General features: G+C 68.4%; 1 protein-coding gene. It reads right to left on the bottom strand.

Going from position 1 to position 361, the window contains the following annotated elements; translation table 11 throughout:
- Window positions 1-87: 87 nt before the first annotated feature.
- On the bottom strand, window positions 88-361 hold a 274-nt coding region (locus tag CVH10_RS25805), incomplete at its 5' end, for a hypothetical protein (RefSeq protein ID WP_219924801.1).

Below are 361 nucleotides of genomic sequence, written 5' to 3'. Positions count from 1 at the left end.
GTGGTCTGTTGTGTTGCCGTAATGCGGGGTCGTGTAGGCGCGCCATGCGGATTGTGGTGTGGAGGCCGGTCACGATGGTGTCGGGGGCTACGTTGCTCGGGAGGTGGTGACGATGCGCGCCGCGAAGGCCGAGTCGGTCTTGGCGATCTCGTGCAGGATCAGGCCGAACCCTCCTTGCGTCGAGAGCGAGGCCTGCTTCGGGGCTGCGAGGTGCTCAGGGACTGGGATTGCCGGCGCCTCGTAGCGGCGGCGGCCGCGCTGCACGAAGGGCACCTCGGCAAGGAAGCGCCGCATGGCCTCGGGCTCCACGTCGAGACCCTCGAAGGGCTCCCATTCGTGGCCGGGCCGGATTCCCATCTCG

Source organism: Halomonas sp. ND22Bw (genome assembly GCF_003011945.1).
Lineage (GTDB): Bacteria > Pseudomonadota > Gammaproteobacteria > Pseudomonadales > Halomonadaceae > Halomonas > Halomonas halophila.
Note: the sequence above shows the minus strand (reverse complement) of the source record. Positions and strands in the feature narration are given on the sequence as shown.